The following is an 18,169-nucleotide window of genomic DNA, read 5'->3' on the forward strand; positions in this document are numbered from 1 at the left end:
CCGCCCCGTTCGGCCTCGCCGAAGTAGCTGAGGGTGGGGTAGGACTGTTCGGCCCAGCTGCGCGGCGTCCGCCAGATCTCGCCCGGGAACGTGCTGAAGCCGACCGGCACCCGGGGGTCCGGGAGCGGCTCGCCGCCCGCGGCGGGCGCGTCCGGCCCGTACGCCTCCCAGTACGATCGGGCCGCGGACGCTGCGGTGCCGGTCAGCCAATACGCCGTCACGTTGTCGAGAATGTGGTCGGGGGTCAGGCCACCGGTGGGCTTGCCGTCGACGAACGCCCCGGCGATCTTGTAGTAGGAGTCGGTGTCGTGGTCGATCATCCAGGCGGCGAGCGCGGACGGCGAGTCCAGCAGCGCGTACCCGATCGTCTCCGGGCGGGTGGCCATCTCCACGAAGTAGCCGTTCCCGCTGGTCTGGAAGGTCTTGATGGCGGCGAGCGCCGCGCGTTCCGGTTCGGTGTCGTTCGGCAGCGACGCCGGGTCGTTGAGCGCCGGCACGAGCAGGTTGGTGTGGATGCCGATCAGGCCCTCCGGGCCCAGCCGCCCGATCGCGTCGGTCACGCCGGCGCCGACGTCACCGCCCTGGGCCACGTACCGGTCGTAGCCGAGCCGGCGCATCAACTCCGCCCACGCCTTCGCGGTCCGCACCAGGTCCCATCCGACCTCGGCCGGCTCGGCCGAGAAGCCGTACCCGGGCAGGGACGGCAGCACCAGGTGGAACGCGTCCGCGGCGGTGCCGCCGTGCGCGGTCGGATCGGTGAGCGGGCCGACCGAGTCGAGCATCTCGATCACCGACCCCGGCCAGCCGTGGGTCATGATCAGCGGCAGCGCGTCCGGGTGCCGGGACCGGACGTGGACGAAGTGGACGTCCACGCCGTCGATCTCGGTGGTGAACTGGGGCAGAGCGTTCAGCCGGGACTGCACCCGCTGAAGGTCGTACTCGTTCTCCCAGTACTGGCGCAGCGCCCGCATCGTGGCCAGCTGCACCCCCTGCGAGCGGTCGCCGACCAGCTCCCGGGTCGGCCAGCGCGTCGTCGCCAGGCGGCGGCGCAGGTCGTCGAGCTCCTCCTCGCGGAAACGCACGGTGAACGGTCGGATCACATGGTCGGGCGTGGTCATTTCGCGCACTGCCTCTCAGTCGGAATCCGGCGCCGGGAATTCGAGATCCGAGGGGCCCGCCGGCGACCCGCCGAAGCCTGGCTTCCAGGACACCACCAGCCTGGCAACGTCCGCCGGGGTTCGCGCCGGTGAAAAGCCCTGGTCTGTGCGGCCGCCGCCTTGCACGTACTCTGTAGACAGTTGTGGCGCAGCGACTTACTGGAGGTCTCGTGGACGTTCGGGTGTCGGCCGAGGGAGAGAACCCGGCCGATGAGCTGGAGTCGCTGCGGGACTGGCTGGGCGGCACCGGAGAACTCAGGGGCCGGGTCACCGGCGTCGAATCGCCGCCACCGGTGGGCGCGCTCGGCCCGGTGCTCGATGAGGTCCTGATCGCGATGGGGCCGGGCGGTGCGGCCGCGGCGTTCGCCACCGCGCTGGTCTCGTGGCTGCGTCATCGTGGTGGCTCGGTCAAGATCCGGATCGAGCTGCCCGACGGCACGGCGGTGCGGCTGGACGCCACGGAGGTGCGGCGGTTCGACGTCGCGGAGCTGCGGTCGCTGCTGAAGTCGGTCGCCCGCGCGGTCGGCCAGGCGCGGGACGCGGCGGGCGGTGACCCGTCCGGCGAGGTGAACCCGGAGATGGACCTGCGTGGGTGACCTGTCCGGCCGGGGAGTGCGGGTCCTGCTGATCGGCACCGACACCCACGACTCGCCGGATCTGGAATCCGTGGCCGCGGTCGGCCGGACCTTCGAGGCGCTCCGCGACCGGCTGCTGCACCGATGCGGCGTGCCGGCCGCGCAGCTTCGGACCCTGCGGAACCCGCCGACCGCACTCAGCATCGCGCAGGCGGTCAGCGAGGAGGCCGGCCGAGCCGAGACGGTCCTGCTGATCTACTACGTCGGTCACGGCCTGTGGTCCGGTGGCGAGGTCTATCTGGCCGCCCGGGGCACCGGCAAGCTGACGCCCGGGCTGGCCGGGCATCAGGCGTACGCGATGTCCCAGCTGCGCGAGGCGTTGAGCGGCTGCCCCGCGTCGTCGGTGGTCGTCGTGCTCGACTGCTGCTTCTCCGGCCGGGCCCAGCTGGAACCGCCCGCCCCACGGCCGGTGTTCACGCTGCCCACCGTGCACGGGGCGTACCTGCTGGGCTCGGCCGAGCAGCTCGCACTCGCGGACCCGGAACAGGAGTACACCGCGTTCTCCGGTGAGCTCATCGAGCTGCTGGATCGGGGTGACCCCGACGCGGGCCCGGCGCTGACCCTCGACGACGCCTACTTTTACCTGTTCGAGACCTTGCGGGCCAGGAACGCCCCCTGGCCGCAGCGGCTGGAGGCGGGCGGGGCCGGGCGGCTCGCTATCGCTCCCAACGCCGCCTTCGCCGTGAACCGTACGGGCGACGCCGCGGCTGTCCCGCCGGCCGCTGGGCCGAGCCCTTACCGGGATCTGCAGCCGTTCCGGGAGGACGACGCGGAGTTGTTCTACGGCCGCGAGACGCTGACCGCGCAGTTGCTCGCGACAGCGGGTTACCGGGTGGCGGATCCTCGGCCGGTGCTGGTGCTGGGCCCGTCGGGCAGCGGGAAGAGCTCGCTGCTGCGCGCCGGGTTGCTGGCCGCGGCACAGCGGGACGGGCTCGAGGCGCCGGATCGCCGGATATGGCCGCGCACACTGCCGGTGCTGATCCCGGGTGGGCACCCGGTGCAGGCGCTGGGCGCGCTGATCGCCCCCGGCGAACCGGGCGCGGCGCGGCGGTTGCTGGACGCGCCGGAGGTCGCGGCGCAACTGGTGGACGGGCTGCCGGCCGGCGATCCGGGTAGGCCGGCCCTGCTGGTGATCGACCAGTTGGAGGAGCTGTTCACGCTCGGCGCGGACGAGCACGAGCCGGAGCGGGCCGCGTTCGTGCGCGCCATCGCGGCGGTCGCCGCCCCCCGAGCGGATGGCACTCCTCGGGCCATCGTGGTCGCCGCCCTGCGGGCCGACTTCTACGGCCGCGCGCTGGAGCACCCCGAACTGGCTGAACTTTTCAGCGGACCGCAGGTCGTGGTCACGGCCATGAGGTCGGACGACCTGCGCCGGGCGATCGAGGAGCCGGCCCGGCGATCGGGCCTGACGCTCGGCGACGGCCTGGTCGAGCTGTTGCTGCACGAACTGGGCGCGTACCGCCCGCAGGGCCCGGAGCCGGGCTCGCTGCCGCTGCTGTCGCACGTGCTGTGGGAGACCTGGGACCGGCGCGAGGGCCGGACGCTGACGGTGCGCGGCTATCGCGACAGTGGCGGGCTGGGCGGCGCGGTCGCGCAGACCGCGGACGCCACCTACGACGCGCTGGACGAACCGGGCCGGGAGGCGGCCCGGCGGATGCTGCTGCGCCTGGTTCGCGTCGGCGACGACACCGCCGACACGGCCCGATCACACACGCACGAGGGCCTGCTCGACGGCCTGGACCCGGCGACGGCGGAGCGCGCGCTGCGGGGCCTGGTGGCAGCCCGGCTGGTGACCGTCGACGAGGATGTCGTCCGGATCAGCCATGAGGCACTGCTGCAGTTGTGGCCTCGTCTGCGGAGGTGGATCGACGACGACCGCGCGGTGCTGGTGGCGCAGCGGCAGCTGGCCGAGGCCGCGCGCACCTGGGCGCGGGAGGGCCGCCACCGCCCGGACCTGTACGGGGGCCCGCGGCTGGCCGGGGCGCGCCAGACGTTCACCGGCCACCGCCGGGAGACGCTCACCGTCGTCGAGCAGGAGTTCCTTGAAGCCAGTATTCGTGCGGCCTGGCGGCGCCGGCTCCAAGCCGTGCTCGCCGCGGTCCTGGTGGTGCTGCTCGGTGTCGCCGGTGTGTTCGCATGGCGGCAACACGAACATGCCGGGCAGCTCACGGCGGACCGGAACTCGCGGTTGATCGCCGCCAAGGCCGACGCCCTGCGCCCCACCGACCCGGCCGTGGCGCTGCAGCTCAACCTGACGGCGTACCGCACCGCACCGATCCCGGAGGCACGCACCGGCCTCTACCGGGCGTTCGCGACAATCTATCCGCGCTCGGTCACCGGCCATCAGAAGGCGGTGGTCAACCTCGCCTACTCCGCCGACGGCCGCACGCTGGTCAGCTCCGGTAACGACCACACCATCCGGCTCTGGGACGTCACCACGGCGAACCCGGTCACGCGGGCGGTACTCACCCGGCCGGGCACCACGGCGATCGCGGTCAGCCCGGACGGGCGGCTGCTGGCCGGTTACTCGGCGAACGCGCTGACGTTGTGGGACATCGGCGACGCGAGCCACCCGCTCGAGCTGTCCACCGTGGACGCGGCACCGGGCCTCCGCCTGTCGGTGGCGTTCCGGCCCGACGGGCGGGTCCTGGCCACCGGAGGCCTGGAGGCCGACGGCGTACACGGCACGGTCGGGCTGTGGGACGTCAGCGACCCGCGCCGTCCGGCGCCGCTGGCCGTCGACCACCGGGGCGCGACCTCGGTGTCGTTCAGCCGCGACGGGCACGGCCTGGCCACCGCCGCTCCCGGCGCGACGTGGGGCACGAGCAAGGTGCGACTGTTCGACGTCGCCGACACCCGTCGTCCGGCCGTGCAGTCGGTGCTCACCGTGAACACCGCCGACGTCGTCGCGTTCAGCCCGGCCGCGAACGTGCTCGCCGCGGGTGGCGTGGGAGGCGAGGTGAACGTCTGGGATGTCACCGATCCCCGCCGGCCGGTCGCGAAAATCAACGACCACGTCAGCATCCCGGACCTCGACGGCAACATCACCTCGCTGACGTTCCGGCCCGACGGGCGGATGTTCGCCACCTCCAGCAGCCTCGGGGACGTCGACATCTGGGACATCAACGACCAGGTGAACGTCTATACCAGCCTCGCGAAGACGGCTCCGAACACCACGGTGGCGTTCCGGCCCGACGGCCTGGGCCTGGCCAACGGCGCCGCCGACGGGACGCTGCGGGTATGGTCCACCGCCGCACCCCTGCTGGCCGGCCGGATCGGCGATCTGTCGGGCAACTCGCCCGGCAGCGCGTACGACGAGGACGGCCGGCTGCTGCTCACCGACGACAGCGACGCGGGCGCGCGGCTGTGGGACGTTTCCGACCGTGCCCGGCCGGCGCTTGCCGCGCGGCTTTCCCCGCAGTGGCCGGTCGCGACGTTCCTGCCCGGCGGCCGGACGGTGCTGAGCGAGGACCGCACCGGCACGTCCCTGCGGCTGTGGGACGCCACCGACCCCCGCCACCCGGCCGCCGCCGCGACCGTGACCAGGGCCGGTCCGGGTGGCGGCGAACTGACGGTCGCCGCCGCTCCGGACGGGCGCCACCTCGCGGTGGGCAACACGGCGCAGAAGACCGTCCGGCTGCTGGACATCCACGATCCGCGCCATCCGGTCCCGGAATCGACGATCACGGTCGACGACGCGGGATCGGTTCTGTGGTTCATGGACACTCACCTGCTGGCGACCGTCGACGGCACCAACCTCCGGTTGTGGGACCTCACCGACCCCGCCCGTCCGGCCCGCGCCGGGACACTCGACCGCGCCGCGGGCGCGAGTGCCCTCTATGTGCCGTCGCGGCACATCGCGGTCGCCGACCAGATCGACTCCGGAGGCGGCCAGCCCAGCGTGCGGCTGTGGGACGTGTCCGACCCCCGTGCGCCGAAAGCCGGCGGCACGATCCCCGTCAAGGCCGGCGGCACCGACCTGGCGCTCCCCGACACCCACACCCTTGCCGTCATCGCCGATTCCGGGCGGATCGTCCTGTACGACATCAGCGACCCGGGGCATCCGAAGATCGGCTACGCGCCGACCACCGACCTCATCGCGAACCGCATGACCACCACGCCGGATCATCGGGTGCTGATCAGCTCGTCCGCGTCCATCTTCGGCGAGACCATGGATCTCTGGCGACGGGCCGATCCCGCCCACGACACGTTCGACAGCTTCGCGACGATAGCCGGCGAGTTCCCCGAGCCGAGCCCGGACAGCTCCACCGTTGCCGCCGACGCGACCGGCAGCGGCCAGCTGGGGGCGTTCGCCTCGAACGCGGTGATCCTGTGGGATCTCGATCCCGACCGGCTGTACCGGCAGATGTGCGGCACGGCGCCGAACGTCCTCGGGAAGGACGCGTGGCGGAGCTATTTCCCGGCCGAGGTCGCCTACCGGGCCCCCTGTCGCTGACGTTGTATTTTAGTAACTACTAAAATACAGAGTGGCACCGGAGGCGACCATGGCAGGCGGACGACCGCGCTCCTTCGACAGCGACGTGGCTCTCGACCGGGCGCTGGAGGTGTTCTGGCGCCAGGGCTACGAGGGCACCGCGATCTCCGACCTGACCAAGGCGATGGGTATCAGCAACGCGCCCAGTCTGTACAACGCCTTCGGCAACAAGGAACAGCTGTTCATCAAGGTGCTCGACCGCTATGCGGAGGGCCCGGCCCGGTACATCCGGGAGGCGTTCGACCAGCCGACGGCGCGGGCGGCCGTGGAGGCGTTGTTGCACGGCGCCGCGGACGCGACGACCGATCCGGGGCATCCGCGGGGGTGCATCACGGTGCAGGGTGGCCTGGTGTGCTCGCCGGGCGCGGAGCCGGCGCGCGACGAGTTGACGGCGCGGCGGGCGGCCGGTGAGGCGGCGTTGCGGGAGCGGCTGCAGCGGGCCCGGGCCGACGGGGAGATCCCGGCGGGCACGGATCCGGACGCTCTGGCGCGGTATTTCGCCACTCTCTACCAGGGGATCGCGGTTCAGGCGGCCGGCGGAGCGACCCGAGAGCAGCTGCACGGCGTCGTGGACCTGGCCATGACCCTCTGGCCGGCATAGCCGACGCAGGTCACACCACCCGTCCCTTGACGTGCCTCCCCGTGCGGCCGTAGTTTTTTAGCGAGCGATAAAAAACTAGTCGAACGAGGAGCAGTCATCATGGGTCAGCTTGCGGGCAAGACCGCGATCGTCACCGGCGGCACCACCGGAATCGGCCTCGCCGCCGCGCAGCGCTTCGCCGCCGAGGGGGCACACGTCTACGTCACCGGCCGCCGCCAGAACGTCCTCGACGCCGCCGTCGCCACGATCGGCCACGGCGCGACGGGCGTACGCGGTGACGTCGCCGACCTCGCCGACCTGGACCGCCTCTACGCCACCGTGGCAGGCGACAACCGGCGCGTCGACGTGCTGTACGCCAACGCCGGCGGCGGGGAGTTCGCCACCCTGGAGCAGGTCACCGAGAAGCACTTCGACGAGACGTTCGCCGGCAACGCCAAGGGCATGCTGTTCACCGTGCAGAAGGCGCTGCCGCTGCTCAACGACGGCGCGTCGATCATCCTGCAGTCGTCCAACGCGGCCACCCTCGGCAACGAGGCCTTCGGCGTCTACGCGGCGTCCAAGGCGGCGGTGCGGTCGTTCGCCCGCACCTGGGCGGCCGAGCTGAAGGGCCGCTCGATCCGGGTCAACGCGATCAGCCCCGGCCCCATCGACACCCCCGGCGTCGACGGTCTGGCGCCCAACCAGGAACAGGCCGACCAGCTCAAGGCGTACCTGGTCGGCACCGTCCCGCTGGGCCGCATCGGACGCCCGGACGAGGTCGCCAGCGCCGCGCTGTTCCTCGCCTCCGACCAGAGCAGCTACATCACCGGCATCGAGCTGTTCGTCGACGGCGGCCGCAACCAGATCTGACCGCCCCCGAACTGAGAGGACACCCCGTCATGCAGCTGGGATCGACCGGTATCTGGAGCATCGAGTTGCGCATGGCCGATCCGTCCGAGATCGCCGACACCGCCGCCGAACTCGACGACCTCGGCTGGGGCGCCCTGTGGTTCCCCGGCCTGGGCGGCGGCGACATCCTCGCCGATTCCGAGCGACTGCTGCGCGCCACCCGCCGCCTCGCCGTCGCGATCGGTGTCGCCAGCATCTGGCGACACCCGGCCGGCGAGATCGCCGTCGGACACGCACGCCTGCAGGAGACGTACGGGCGCAGGCACGTGCTCGGCCTGGGCGTCAGTGACCCCGCCGCCGCGCACGCCGCCGGCCATCCCTACCGGCCCCGGGCCGACATGGGCCGTTACCTCGACGACCTCGACCGGGCCCCGGCGCCGGTGCCGCCGGCGGAACGGCTCATGGCGGCGCTCGGGCCCCGGATGACCGAACTCGCCGGGCAGCGGACCGCCGGCGTCCACCCGTTCATGGTCACCCCGGACTACACCGCCGCCGCCCGCAAGCAGCTGGGTGACGGCCCGGTGATCGCGCCCTACCAGGCCGTGGTGCTGGAACGTGACCCGGCGAAGGCCCGTGCCGCGGCCCGCGACTTCCTCGGCGTGTTCCTCGGCATGGACCACTATGCGCGAAGCCTGCTCCGCCAGGGTTTCACCGAGCGGGACCTCGCCGCCGGGGGCAGCGACCGGCTGATCGACGGCGTGGTGGCCTGGGGCGACGTCGACGACATCGGTGCCCGCCTGCGCGCCCACCATCAGGCCGGAGCCGACCACGTCTGCCTCCACGTCGTGGGCGCCGGTCCGGGCATGCCGCTGCCGCAGTGGCGGGAGCTGGCCGCGCTCACCGCCTGACGGGGCGGCAGGCCGGTGATCGATCAGGGCGACGTCGTCCGGCCGGCCTGCACCGGCTTCGCGACCGCCCACCCCGCCGGCCAGCTGGTCGGCACGCTGTGACGGCGGCCCGCGGCCTCATCGCGCCGCGTCGGTGCTGACCGAAAGTCTTTCCCAGCGGGCGATCTCGGCCAGCTTCTCCTCGTCGGCGGCGCGGATCGTCAGGACCGCGTCGCTGCCGAGGGGGAGGCGCAGCGGCGGCGACGCCATGTCGGCGAGCCGCAGGATGACCTGAGCGGCCTTCGCGGGGTCTCCCCAAGGCGAAACTCCGCCGTGCAGAATGGCGAGGAGGCGCCCGACGGCCGGACGGTAGGGCGGTGTGGGTTCGTGGACGGCCATGGAGGAGCCGGCCCAGTCGGTGCGGAACTCCCCGGGTTCGACGAGCGTGACCTTGACTCCGAACGATGCCGTCTCGGCGGCGAGCACCTCGGAGAAGCCTTCGACGCCGTGCTTGGCTGCGGTGTGGGCGGCCAGGCCGCCGCCGGTCGCCCGGCGGCTGCCGACGGCCGAGAACTGGATGAAGCGGCCGTGTCCCTGGGCCCGGAACAGCGGGATGGCGGCCCGGCTCACGTTTACCACGCCGAACAGGTTGGTTTCGATCTGCGCGCGGAAGGCCGCCGACGGGGTGTCCTCGATGGATCCGGCTTCGGCGTAGCCGGCGTTGTTCACGACGACGTCGATCCGTCCGAACGCGCGCGCGCCGGCGGCCACGGCACTGATCGCGGCGTCCTCGTCCCGGACGTCGAGGGAGACGGCGATCGCTCGCCCGGGATGGGCGTCGACGAGGTCGTCCACGGCCTGGGTGGCGCGGGCGGTCGCGATCACGCGGTCACCCTGCTCCAGGGCCGCGGTGGCGATCGCCCGGCCGAATCCGCGTGATGACCCCGTGATCAGCCAGACCTTGGTCACCGCGTCACCCCGTCGCCCCGTCACCGCGTCGCCCCGTCACCGCGTCGCCGTGGAGAAGACGGTGACCGTCAGGCCAGGACACGGCTGACGAGGTCCTTCTGCTCGGCGGCGTGCCGCGTGCTGGAACCGGTCGCCGGAGCGGCCGACGCGGGCCGGGAGACCAGCCGCAGCGGCCGGGGCAGGGCGGGCGCGAGCTCGGAGAGCAGGAAGGTCCACGCCCCCTGGTTGCGGGGCTCCTCCTGGGCCCAGACGAGCTCGGCGTCCGGATAGGCCGCGAGACGCCGGTTGAGCTCGTCGACCGGCAGCGGATAGAGCTGTTCGAGGCGCAGGATCGCGACGCCGGGGTCGGGCTGCCGGGCCAGCCGCGCCATGAGGTCGTAGTAGAGCTTGCCGGAGACCAGCACCACCCGCCGCACCGCGCCGGCGCCGGCCGGGCGGCCGTCGAGGACCGGCTCGAATCTGCCGCCGGTGAACTCGTCCCGGCCGCTGGTGGCGGCGCGCATCCGCAGCATCGATTTCGGCGTCGCCACGACCAGCGGGCGCCGAGGCCGGGCCAGCGCCTGCCGGCGCAGCAGATGGAAGTACGAGGCGGGGGTCGACGGTTGGGCGACGATCAGGTTGTCCTCGGCGCAGAGCTGGAGGAAGCGCTCGATCCGCGCGGACGAGTGATCGGGCCCCTGCCCCTCGTAGCCGTGGGGGAGGAGGAGCACGACGCCCGAGCGCTGGGCCCATTTCTGCTCGGCGCTCGACAGGAACTCGTCGATCACGATCTGCGCGCCGTTGACGAAGTCGCCGAACTGCGCCTCCCAGAGCACGAGCGCGTCCTCGCGTTCGACCGAGTACCCGTACTCGAAGGCCAGCGCGGCGTACTCGCTGAGCAACGAGTCGTAGGCCGAGAAACTCGCCTGGCCGGGGGTGAGATGGTCCAGCGGCGACCACTGGAGGCCGGTGGCGCGGTCGTGGAGCACGGCGTGGCGCTGGGCGAAGGTGCCGCGCCGGGTGTCCTGCCCGGCCAGGCGGACCGGCGTGCCCTCGGCCAGCAGCGAGCCGAACGCGAGAACCTCGGCGAAGGCCCAGTCGACCGAGCCCGTACGGCTCATCTCGCGCCGCTTCTCGAGCAGTGACCTCAACTTCGGATGAACCGTGAAGCCGGGAGGCTCGTTCACCGACGCGTCGCCGATCAACTCGATCAGCGTGGCCGGGACCCCGGTCGTCTCGGGTTCCTTCGCCTTCTCCGGCGAGGCGGCCGGGGCGGGGTCGAGTTCGGCCGCCCTGGTCTGGGCGAAAGCGAGTTCGAGCCGGTCGTGGAAGTCGCGGTCGGACGCCTCGGACTCGGGCGCGCCGATGTCGCCCCGGTCGACCAGCGACGCGGCGTACAGCGCGCGCACCGAGGGCCGGCCCGCGATGAGGTCGTACATCCGGGGCTGGGTCATCGACGGCTCGTCGGCCTCGTTGTGGCCGCGCCGGCGATAGCAGATCAGGTCGATGACGACGTCGCGGTGGAACCGTTGCCGGTAGGCGAAGACCAGCTCGGCGACGCGGACGACCGCCTCCGGGTCCTCGCCGTTGACGTGGAAAACGGGCGCCTGCACCGTCTTCGCCACGTCGGTGGAGTAGGCCGAGCTGCGGCCGGCGTCGGGCGACGTGGTGAACCCGACCTGGTTGTTGATGTTGATGCGGACGGTGCCGCCCGTGCGGTAGGCCGGCAGTTGCGACATCTGCAGCGTCTCCGCCACGACGCCCTGCCCGGCCAGCGCGGCATCGCCGTGGATCAGGACCGGGAGGACCCGGGCCGCGCGGTCCTGTTTGGCCCGCACGATTCCCTCCAGCACGCCGTCGACGGCCTCGAGATGCGAGGGGTTCGCGGCCAGCGACACGGTGACGCCGCGGTAGACGCCCTCGCTGCCGAGGTGATATTTGACGTCGCCCGAGCCGGTCGTCTCCTCGAACTCGCGGAACAGCTGCGCGTAGCTCATGCCGGCGATGTTGGTGAGCACGTTGAGCCGGCCGCGGTGCGCCATGCCGATCGCCACCTCGTCGAGGCCGGCCCGCACCGACTGCCTCATGACCGTGTCGAGCAGCGGGATGAGTGCCTCGGCGCCCTCCAGGCTGAAGCGGGTCTGCCCGACGTACTTGGTCTGCAGGAACGTCTCGAACACCTCGGCCTCGACGAGCTTGCCGAGAATCCGCAGCTGTTCCGGCTTCGCCGGTTTGGCGTACGGCCGCTCGACCTGTGCCTGGATCCAGCCGCGCTCGACCGGGTCGGCGATGTGCATGTACTCGACGCCGACCGTCCGGCAATACGACTCGTGCAGCACCGCGAGCGTCTCGCGCAGCGGGGCCGGGCGGCCGCCGCCGATCGCGAACTCGCGGTCGAGGTCCCAGAGGCTCAGGCCATGGCGTCCCAGTTCGAGGTCGGGATGGGACCGTTGACGGTGATCCAGCGGATTGACATCCGCTATCAGATGGCCGCGTACGCGGTACGCGTTGACCAGCGCCTCGACCCGCTCCGCGCCGCCCGCGCCGGCATCGGCACTCCAGCGCAGGGGCTCATAGGGGATGCGCAGCGCGGCGAAGATGTCGTCGTAGAAGCCGTGGCCGCCGGTCAGGCGCTCGTCGATCAGCCGCAGGAACTCGCCGGACCCGGCCCCCTGAATGACCCGGTGATCGTAGGTGCTGGTCAGCGTCAGGGTCTGGCCGATGCCGAGGCGCGCGAGCGTCTCGGGCGAGGCGCCCCGGAACTCCGCCGGAAGCTCCAGCGCCCCGACGCCGATGACCGAACCCTGTCCGGGCATGAGCCGGGGAACGGAGTGCCGCGTCCCGATCCCGCCCGGATTGGTCAGTGAGATGGTGACCCGCTCGAAGTCGCCGGCCGTGAGCCGGCCCGACCGGGCGCGGGCGACCAGCGCGTCGTAGGCGGCGACGAACTCGTCGAAGGTCATGGCGTCAGCGTGTTGCACGCCCGGCACGACGAGGACCCGGCCGCCGCCGGGCCGCGGGACGTCGACGGCGATGCCGAGGGTGATCCGCGCGGGGGTGACGGCCGAGGGGCGCCCGTCGACCTCGCTGTAGTACACGTTCTGGCCCGGAAGGTCGGTGAGCGACCGCACGACCGCCCAGGCGATGAGGTGGGTGAACGAGACCTTCCCGCCCCGCGTACGCCGCAGATGGTCGTTGACCGCCCGCCGGTTCTCGATCATCAGCTTGGCCGGCACCGTCCGTACGCTCGTCGCGGTCGGCACCGAAAGGCTGGCGTCCATGTTGCGGGCCAGGCTCTTCGCCATGCCTTTCAACGGTGTCGCGGCGTCCGCTTCGTTTTCGGTCGTGGTTGTGGACACGGGAGGTCGCACTCTTCTTTCTGATTTTCCGCGCAGGGTTAAAGGCGCTCGATCGTCGCGTCGATGGTGCGCCGCACGCGGCGCTGATCGGTGCGGGCCTTCAGCAGCAGGCTGGTGCCGATGACCGTCGTGAGCAGCGCGCTCGCCTGCGCGCCGGCATCGATCGCCCCGGCGAGTTCGCCGTCACGTTGTCCGCGCTGAATCGCGGCGCGGAAGGCGTCCTCGATGCCGGCGAACAGCCCGGCGCTGATGTCGGTGACCGTGTGGTCGGTGCTTCCCAGTTCGGCCGAGGCGTTGACGAGCAGGCACCCCCGGTCGTGTTCGCCATAGCCCGTCAGAGCGACCACCGCTTCCCGCAGCTGCCGGCGGACCGGTGCGGGGCGGGAGAAGTTGTCGGCGAGAAACGCCGTGCGCCAGGTGCTGTATCGCGCCAGCGACCGGACGAAGAGGCTGTGCTTGCTGCCGAAGGTGTTGTAGAGGCTGCCCTTGCCGATGCCGAGCTCCGCCGTCAGCGCCTGCGGCGTCGTCGCGGCGTATCCGTTGCGCCAGAAGACCTGCATCGCGCTCTCGACCGCGGCGTCCGCGTCGAATTGCATGGGCCTGCCCATGCCGATGAGCCTAGAACGTTCTGTACCCCGGGGTCAAATACTTTGCGTCACAGGTGCGGCGGGCGTACGAATCCGCCGTGGTGCCGCTCGAGCAGCTCGGCGAAGCGAATCGGGGTGAGGTCCTCGAACATCGGTCCGATGATCTGGACGCCGATCGGCAGGCCGTCGCCGGTCCGCGCGAGCGGCGCGACGGTGGCGGGCAGCCCGGGGGCGCTGGCGATGCCGGCCCAGACCAGCTGGTCGGCGTAGGCGTGATCGGTGCCGTCGATGGCGATCGTGCGCGTCCACTGGTCGGCGCTGTGGTCGTGGGCGAACGCCGCGGTCGGGGAGGGCGGGCAGAGGACGACGTCGAACTCGCCGAAGAGCCGGGCCCACGCGGCCCGATGGCGGGCCCGGATCGCGTCCGCCTCGATCCAGTCGCGATAGCTCAGGACGGCACCGCGGGCCCGCTCGGCGGCCAGGCCGGGATCGCCGGGATCGACGGCGGCCGCGGCGAGGCGTGCCTGCTCGTACGCCGGCGGCGGGTAGGAGGCGGCGACGGAGGCCAGCAGCAGCCGCATGTAGACGCGGGCCGCCTCGACCGGGTCGGGGAGCAGGTCGCTGTGGCGGCTCACCGGGACGCCGGCCGACGCCAGCTCGCCGGCCAGCGCGTCGAGCGCCGTTCGCACCTCGGCCGAGGTCGGGATCAGCGGGTGGTCGTCCAGCATCAGGACCCGGAAACCGGCGAGGTCGTCGTGCCGCGGGGGCTTGAGGGCGGTCCGGTGGGCGATGCCGAGGCCGGTCTCGTCGGGAGCCGACAGGATCTCGAACAGCCGGGCGAGATCGGTCGCGCCGCGGGCCATCGGCCCGATGACGCTGAGGTCGCGACTGTATTCCAGCGGCGCGTTCGGCGGCGCGACGTGCCCGCGCGAGGGCAGCAGGCCGAACGAGGACTTGTGGGCGTAGACGCCGGTGAAGTGCGCGGGCACCCGGAGGGACCCGGCGATGTCGGAACCCAGGGAGGCGGCGCCGAACCCGGCCGCCAGGGCGGCGGCCGAGCCGCCGGAGGAGCCCCCGGGCGTACGGCCGGGGTCCCACGGGTTGTTGGTGGTCCCGTAGATCGGGTTGTAGGTCTGCAGATCGCCGAGCGCGACCGGCACGTTGGTCTTGCCCAGGAGCACCGCGCCGGCCGCCTTGAGCCGGGCCACCGCGACGGCGTCCTCGGCCGGCACGAAGCGGGCGAACGGCGGGATGCCCCACGTGGTCGGCAGGCCGGCGACGTTGAACGACTCCTTGACCGTGATCGGCACGCCCAGCAGCGGACCGTGCTGACCCCGGTCCCGGGCGGCGTCGGCCGCCTTGGCCGCCTGCCGTGCGCGGTCGAAGTCGCGCACGACGACCGCGTTGACCTCCGGATCGAGGCGCTCGATCCGCCCGATCGCGGCCTCGGTGAGCTCGACCGCCGAGACCTCGCCACGTTCGAGGAGTGACGCCAGTTCCCCCACGGTGCGATAGGCGTGGTCGTCGCTGCTCATGGCCGCTCCCGCTGACTTGATGATCCGGTAGTCAGAAGCTAGCATCTGACTACCCGTTCACATAGTCAGGCGGTATTGGATGCCGGTCACTTTCGAGGGCGCTCTGGCCGATCGCAGCACCTGGCGGGTCGACAACTGCTCGATCGGCCTGGCGATGGACGTGATCGGCGCCCGCTCGACGATGCTGGTCCTGCGGGAGGCGCTCTACGGCACGACCCGCTTCGACGACTTCGTGCGCCGCATCCACAGCACCGACGCCGTCGTCGCCCAGCGGCTGAGGCAGCTCACCGAGCTCGGCGCGCTGGCGAAGAAGCCGTACCGGGAGGCCGGCCGCCGGACCCGCTACGACTACACCCTGACCGAGATGGGCCGCGAGCTGCTGCCCGTGGTCTTCGCGCTGATGCAGTGGGGCAGCCGTCACCTGCAGCCGGGCGGCGAGGGCCCGCTGTCCCTGGTCGAGCGCGGCACCGGCGTCCCGGTCGTCATCGAGGCCCGCACCGAGGACGGCCGGGCCCTCGAGCTCGACGACCTGGCGCTCGTCGCGAATTTCCCGGCCGGCACCGGCTGAACACGCTTTCCTGAGCGACGGGCTGCCGGGTTCGCAGTCGATGGCCCCCTTCCCGGCAGCCCGTACCCCGGCCCGGCACGCCGGAAACGAGCGGGCGGATCTAACAAATAGCTCACACCGGCCCCCGAAACTGGCTGGCATGCGAAACGCGAAGGTCAAGAACATCGCTGTCGCGGCCCTGCTGCTGTCGCTCGCCGCCTGTGGCGGCCACGCCGACGCGCCGGAACCCCAAGTTGCGGCGATCCCCGGGGCGACCGCGCCGGCGAGTGCCGGGACGGCCGGTTCGACCACCGAGGTCGACCGCCAGCTTCCTCTCGGCGCGACCAAGGAGGAGATCAACCGCGCCTACGACGCCTACTACGCCTGCTGGACGCAGCACGGCGTGCCGTCGGATCCGGCGCCGGACGGCAACGGCGGCCCACTGCTCAGCTACAAGAAGAACCAGAAGAAGTATCAGGCGGCCGTGGACGCGTGCGCCGACAAGGAACCCCTGGACGCGCCGGAGCTCGACCCCCACCAGAACCCGAACTTCGCCGACGACCTCCGCAAGGAGTTGCAGTGCGACCGCGGTCATGGTCTGTCGGTGGAGATCCGGCAAGCCGGAACCGACGACGCCGGCATCTGGGTCGCGCCGGAGACCAAGGCCAACCTCGCCAAGGCGAACAGCGACGCGGGGATGGAGATCCAGCGCCAGTGCGAGATCTCGGCGTTCACGGCGAAGTAGCGGACCGTGCGGACGAGATCCCTCATCACCATCCTCTCCGGCGTGCTGGCGCTGGGCGCGGTGGGCTACGCCGTGCACGCCCGGGCCGGCCATGACTCCCCGCCCACCCGGCCGGCCGCCGCTGCCGTGGCCACGGCCGCGGTGGTCCGCACCGACCTCGCCGACTACTGGACCGAAAGCGGCACGGTCGGCTACCGCAAACAGCGCACCCTGCGCGGCGTCGAGCCCGGAGTGCTGACCTGGCTGCCGCGGTCGGGCAGCACGATCTCCCGCGGCGGCACCCTGTACCGGGTCGGCGACCGCCCGGTGACCCTCTTCTACGGGTCGTCGCCGATGTTCCGCGACATCGACGCGGTGGGCACGGTCGGCCGCGACGTCAAGGTTCTGGCCGACAACCTGCGCGCGCTCGGCTATCGGATCGGGGACCAGCCGGCGCCGGGAACCCGGGTAACCGTCCAAAAAGGATCTCAGGACCAAACCACCGGGAAGGCCGCGCCGGGCGCGGTGCGGGCTTCCTCCGGTACGCCGTCCGAGCCGATCGTCGTGACCGGGCCGGACGCGGTCTTCACCCGATCGCTCAAGGACGCCGTGAAACGCTGGCAGGAGGCCACCGGGATCCGGCCGGCGACCGGAACCGTGGCACTCGGCGACATCCTGGTGCTGCCCGGCGCGGTGCGGGTCGGCGTCGCCTCGGCGCAGCTCGGCGACGATGCCACCGGCAACCTGATGGCGATCAGCGATCAGGCCAAGGCGGTCTCGGTCGAGCTCGACGCGAGCCGGGCCGACGACCTCCGGGTCGGGCAGAAGGTGCGGATCACGCTGCCCGACAGCTCGACCACCGGCGGCACCGTCAGCTCGGTCAGCGGCAACGTCCAGTCCGACCGGTCGGACGGGGCCGACCCGGCTTCGGACGGCCCGAAGGTGCAGGTCGTCATCGCGGTCGACAAGGCGTCGGCGATCCGGAACATCAGCTCGGCCGACGTCGACGTCCGGTTCACTGGCACCACCGAGCGCAACGTCCTCGCCGTCCCGGTCGGCGCGCTGCTCGCGCTCAGCGGAGGCGGCTACGGCGTACAGATCTCCGGCGGCCCGCTCACCGCGGTGAAGGTGGGCCTGTTCGCCGACGGCATGGTGCAGATCACCGGCACCGGCATCACCGCCGGCACCCGGGTGGTGACGACCTCGTGACCGCGGTGGTGGAGATCCGGAACGCCGGCCGGCGGTACGGCGAGGACGTGACGGCGCTGCGGGACGTCTCGCTGCGGATCGACGAGGGTGAGTTCGTCGCGATCCTCGGGCCGTCCGGCTCGGGAAAGTCCACATTGCTCAACATCATGGGCACGCTGGACCGGCCGACCGAGGGCCAGGTGCTGATCGGCGGGCGCGACGTCACCACGATGTCCGACCGTCAGGTGTCGAGCCTGCGCGGGCGCTGGCTGGGCTTCGTGTTCCAGCAGTTCCACCTCACCGACGGGCTCACCGCGACCGAGAACGTCGCGACCGGCCTGCTCTACGCCGGCGTGCACCGCCGCCATCGCCGGGAACTGGCACTGGCCGCGCTGGCGCGGGTCGGCCTGGCTCACCGGGCCGGCCACCACCCGCAGCAGCTGTCCGGCGGCGAACGCCAGCGGGTGGCGATCGCCCGGGCGCTGGTCAATCAGCCCGCGCTGGTGCTGGCCGACGAGCCGACGGGCGCGCTCGACGTGGCCACCGGCTCGGCCGTGCTCGACCTGCTGGCCGAGCTGAACCGGGACGGCACCACGCTCGCGCTGATCACCCACGACCACGACGTGGCCGGCCGGGTGCCCCGGCGGATCGGCATCCTGGACGGGCGGCTGGTGTCCG

The 18,169-nt window shown here is 72.2% G+C and carries 13 protein-coding genes and 1 pseudogene; 9 read left to right on the forward strand and 5 right to left on the reverse strand.

Translation table 11 applies throughout. The features are described 5' to 3' along the window. The coding region (locus AB0M88_RS48380) for an epoxide hydrolase family protein (RefSeq protein ID WP_364114220.1) at window positions 1-1,118 on the reverse strand (1,118 nt) is incomplete at its 3' end. Between the two features lie 209 nt (window positions 1,119-1,327). Between AB0M88_RS48380 and AB0M88_RS48385 the strand changes: the two genes are divergently transcribed. From AB0M88_RS48385 to AB0M88_RS48405, 5 genes are all read left to right on the forward strand, one after another. Then, window positions 1,328-1,753, forward strand: a complete 426-nt coding sequence (locus AB0M88_RS48385; protein WP_364114222.1) for a hypothetical protein — start codon at window positions 1,328-1,330, stop codon at window positions 1,751-1,753. Next, window positions 1,746-6,248: an NACHT and WD repeat domain-containing protein gene (locus tag AB0M88_RS48390; RefSeq protein WP_364114224.1), complete on the forward strand. Its 4,503-nt coding sequence runs from the start codon at window positions 1,746-1,748 to the stop codon at window positions 6,246-6,248. Before AB0M88_RS48385 ends, AB0M88_RS48390 begins: the two co-directional genes overlap by 8 nt. A gap of 49 nt (window positions 6,249-6,297) precedes the next feature. Continuing rightward, on the forward strand, window positions 6,298-6,888 hold the full coding sequence (locus AB0M88_RS48395) for a TetR/AcrR family transcriptional regulator (RefSeq protein ID WP_364114226.1): 591 nt from the start codon (window positions 6,298-6,300) through the stop codon (window positions 6,886-6,888). A 99-nt stretch (window positions 6,889-6,987) separates the two neighbouring features. Next, on the forward strand, window positions 6,988-7,737 hold the full coding sequence (locus AB0M88_RS48400; RefSeq protein ID WP_364114228.1) for an SDR family oxidoreductase: 750 nt from the start codon (window positions 6,988-6,990) through the stop codon (window positions 7,735-7,737). A 29-nt stretch (window positions 7,738-7,766) separates the two neighbouring features. Continuing rightward, on the forward strand, window positions 7,767-8,624 hold the full coding sequence (locus AB0M88_RS48405; RefSeq protein WP_364114230.1) for a TIGR03620 family F420-dependent LLM class oxidoreductase: 858 nt from the start codon (window positions 7,767-7,769) through the stop codon (window positions 8,622-8,624). A 117-nt stretch (window positions 8,625-8,741) separates the two neighbouring features. Here the strand turns inward: AB0M88_RS48405 and AB0M88_RS48410 are convergent, their stop codons facing one another. From AB0M88_RS48410 to AB0M88_RS48425, 4 genes and pseudogenes are all read right to left on the reverse strand, one after another. Further along, window positions 8,742-9,572, reverse strand: coding sequence for an SDR family NAD(P)-dependent oxidoreductase (locus AB0M88_RS48410; RefSeq protein ID WP_364114232.1), 831 nt, complete (start codon window positions 9,570-9,572; stop codon window positions 8,742-8,744). A 68-nt stretch (window positions 9,573-9,640) separates the two neighbouring features. Next, a pseudogene (locus tag AB0M88_RS48415) lies at window positions 9,641-12,988 on the reverse strand (multifunctional oxoglutarate decarboxylase/oxoglutarate dehydrogenase thiamine pyrophosphate-binding subunit/dihydrolipoyllysine-residue succinyltransferase subunit); the annotation flags it as partial. Beyond that, window positions 12,949-13,518 carry a TetR/AcrR family transcriptional regulator gene (locus AB0M88_RS48420; protein ID WP_364114234.1) on the reverse strand — a complete coding sequence of 190 codons (570 nt, stop codon included), beginning with the start codon at window positions 13,516-13,518 and terminating at the stop codon, window positions 12,949-12,951. The gene AB0M88_RS48420 and the pseudogene AB0M88_RS48415, both read right to left, overlap by 40 nt. Window positions 13,519-13,565: 47 nt before the next feature. After that, window positions 13,566-15,032 carry an amidase gene (locus tag AB0M88_RS48425; protein ID WP_364114236.1) on the reverse strand — a complete coding sequence of 489 codons (1,467 nt, stop codon included), beginning with the start codon at window positions 15,030-15,032 and terminating at the stop codon, window positions 13,566-13,568. A 79-nt stretch (window positions 15,033-15,111) separates the two neighbouring features. On the opposite strand from AB0M88_RS48425, the gene AB0M88_RS48430 reads away from it, so the two are divergent. From AB0M88_RS48430 to AB0M88_RS48445, 4 genes are all read left to right on the forward strand, one after another. After that, window positions 15,112-15,600: a helix-turn-helix domain-containing protein gene (locus tag AB0M88_RS48430; RefSeq protein WP_364114238.1), complete on the forward strand. Its 489-nt coding sequence runs from the start codon at window positions 15,112-15,114 to the stop codon at window positions 15,598-15,600. A gap of 139 nt (window positions 15,601-15,739) precedes the next feature. Further along, window positions 15,740-16,324, forward strand: a complete 585-nt coding sequence (locus AB0M88_RS48435; RefSeq protein WP_364114240.1) for a hypothetical protein — start codon at window positions 15,740-15,742, stop codon at window positions 16,322-16,324. Window positions 16,325-16,330: 6 nt separating this feature from the next. Next, entirely contained in the window at window positions 16,331-17,512 is a 1,182-nt protein-coding gene (locus AB0M88_RS48440; protein ID WP_364114242.1) for an efflux RND transporter periplasmic adaptor subunit, read from the forward strand. After that, window positions 17,509-18,169, forward strand: a 661-nt coding sequence (locus AB0M88_RS48445; protein WP_364114244.1) for an ABC transporter ATP-binding protein, incomplete at its 3' end; no start/stop codon positions are given. The genes AB0M88_RS48440 and AB0M88_RS48445, both read left to right, overlap by 4 nt.

The organism is Actinoplanes sp. NPDC051411, assembly GCF_040682075.1.
Lineage (GTDB): Bacteria > Actinomycetota > Actinomycetes > Mycobacteriales > Micromonosporaceae > Actinoplanes.